Source organism: Vibrio fujianensis, assembly GCF_002749895.1.
GTDB lineage: Bacteria > Pseudomonadota > Gammaproteobacteria > Enterobacterales > Vibrionaceae > Vibrio > Vibrio fujianensis.
The window spans coordinates 448,715-451,284 of the sequence record NZ_NBUS01000054.1; the positions used below are offsets into that span (position 1 = coordinate 448,715).

A 2,570-nucleotide genomic window follows, 5' to 3' on the forward strand; every position below is an offset into this window, starting at 1 on the left:
CTCTCGGGTTTGCATCGCCATGCGCAGTGCTTGATTGCCTTTGCTATCAATAGAGACTCCAATTACTCGCCCAGGCATGGTACGTTTATAGATTTCACGTGTAGCCATAAAGGCTGCATGAGGGCCGCCATAACCGATGGGGACACCGAATCGTTGCGCGGAGCCAATTACCACATCAGCCCCCATTTCTCCGGCCGGTTTAATCACGGTGCAAGCAAGTAAATCGGTGACGACGGTGACTAGGGTATTTTGAGCGTGGGCTTTGTTGATAATTGCAGTTAAATCACGCACTTCTCCTGTCGTGCTGGGGTTTTGTAACAGAGCGGCAAAAGCTGGTTGCTGGGTCAAGCTATCAAGCGGGCCGATTTGCACATGAAATCCAAGAAAAGCGGCTCGTGTTTTTACTACCTCAATGGTTTGAGGATGGACATCATCGGCGACAAAAAAAGTGTTGTGTTTACTTTTTCCAGCTCGATGACAAAGCGTCATCGCCTCTGCTGCTGCTGTTGCTTCATCGAGTAACGAAGCATTAGCAATCTCCATCCCTGTTAAATCAATGATCATTTGTTGGAAGTTAAGCAGCGAGGCTAATCGACCCTGAGATATTTCTGGTTGATAGGGGGTGTAAGCGGTATACCAGCCAGGATTTTCCAAAACATTGCGTAAAATGACACTGGGTGTGAAGGTATTGTAATACCCTTGACCAATAAAAGTTCGCTTAAGCTGGTTTTGTTGAGCAAAACGTTGGAGATGGGCGAGCATTTCTGCTTCACTTTCTGGCTCTGAAAGTGTGAGTGGTGCCGTTAAGCGAATATTTTTAGGAATGGTTTGCGCTATTAATTCTTCAAGGTTTTTCGCTTGAACCACATCGAGCATGCTGGCTTGTTCTGCTGTATTCGGCCCGTTATGACGAGCGATGAATTCATTCTTGGGTTGTAAGCTGTCAAGCAGTGTGGTCATTTTTCTTTACCTTTTAAAATCGCAACAAGTGAAGTTCGTTGAATCAGCGCCGATACCTCAAGTCCACAATCAACAAAGCCACCCATGGACAAAGGTCGCTTTATCGTTGATCTATCATAAGTTAATTATTCTTCTTTATTCTTCTTCGATGGTGAGGAGATATTCATCCGCATCTTTAAGATCGTCGAGTTCTGTGGGGTCTGATAGCTTAATTTTAGCAATCCAGCCTGTATCATAAGGAGATTCATTGATGAGCTCCGGGCTATCAGAAAGTTCATCATTGACTTCAATAACGATACCAGAGACCGGAGCGTATATATCGGAAGCGGCTTTGACTGATTCAACTAAAGAAAAGCCATCACCTGCATCACATTCACTGTCTATGTCAGGTAATTCAACAAAAACTACATCACCGAGCATTTCTTGCGCATGTTCAGAAATACCGACCGTTACTGTCCCATCACCGTTATCACGAACCCACTCGTGGCTATCGGTAAATTTAAGCGTTTTATCCATTTGTGTTGTCTCCTGTATACGGTTAAATACTCAACGGATAGAGAGTCATAACGTTCTCTATTTTCTTGCGTGATTGGCTGTTAAACCAACCCCAAGTTTGCAACAGCTAGGTGAGAACTTTTGCGCTATCGATCACCGAATCGATAGGAATTTTATCTACTAACAAATTAATAACATACTATTTCATAAATAGGCGTTCAATTTAAAAATTTTTTATAAGAAATCTCAGGCTGTTTTTTGTTACAGAAAGCACATTTTAACGACATAACAAGGCGTTATTTGAATTCCGGATGCCCCATGTACAACCAGTTCCCTTGTTTAATGTTGTTTTGTTTGATGTTGTTATCAACGGGTGAGTAAAATGTGTTGAGTGTCTAATCATAAATATTTTATGGTGTTTAAGTTGGTTATCGATTGAAAAATAAGGCTTCTTAGTTCAGTGAATTCAGTTAAATGTGATCTTGGTGTTAAATGTAATGCATATTTATGAGTAAAGGTTGTTGGCCATGAACAATCAGCGCATTCTATTTATGATTGAAAATGTTGACTTGATCGCGCTTTTTGCGCGTTGGTTTTTGAATTAAACGTCATGGAGATAGCAATGGCTCTACAGACTTTTCACGATCTTTGCGTGACTCCTTTACACGCTATGCATTTAGCAATGGGCGCTAAAATGGTTCCTTTTGCCGGTTACGCTATGCCCGTTCAGTATGCTTTAGGCGTTAAGAAAGAGCATTTACATACACGACAAGCGGCTGGATTATTTGATGTTTCTCACATGGGGCAATTACGCCTATCTGGCTCAAATGCTGCAAAAGCGTTAGAAGCATTAGTTCCGGTTGATGTGATAGATCTCTCCATCGGCAAGCAGCGTTATGCTTTATTCACCAATGAACAAGGAGGCGTTTTAGATGACTTTATGATTGCCAACTTAGGTGATCATCTGTTTTTAGTGGTTAATGCTGCCTGCAAACAACAAGACATTGATCATATACGCACTCATTTACCCAGTGATGTCATCGTTGATGTCGTCGATGATCGTGCATTATTGGCACTGCAAGGCCCGGCTGCGGCAAATGTATTGGCTCGTTGGC

Annotated in this window: 2 protein-coding genes and 1 pseudogene; 1 reads left to right on the forward strand and 2 read right to left on the reverse strand. The window is 42.3% G+C overall.

Annotated features, from left to right (window positions below; all coding sequences use genetic code 11):
- Both B7C60_RS19650 and gcvH read right to left on the reverse strand, forming a co-directional pair.
- Positions 1-960, reverse strand: a pseudogene (locus B7C60_RS19650) (glycine dehydrogenase); the annotation flags it as partial.
- 135 nt (positions 961-1,095) lie between these two features.
- Positions 1,096-1,476, reverse strand: a complete 381-nt coding sequence (gcvH, locus tag B7C60_RS15125) for a glycine cleavage system protein GcvH (RefSeq protein WP_099612365.1) — start codon at positions 1,474-1,476, stop codon at positions 1,096-1,098.
- A 601-nt stretch (positions 1,477-2,077) separates the two neighbouring features.
- On the opposite strand from gcvH, the gene B7C60_RS19655 reads away from it, so the two are divergent.
- A partial coding sequence (locus tag B7C60_RS19655; protein WP_483887768.1) for an aminomethyltransferase family protein occupies positions 2,078-2,570 on the forward strand: 493 nt, incomplete at its 3' end.

Bases quoted from the DNA above. Each gene is read 5' to 3' on its own strand.
- gcvH (WP_099612365.1), bottom strand. From the start codon at position 1,476: ATGGATAAAACGCTTAAATTTACCGATAGCCACGAGTGGGTTCGTGAT.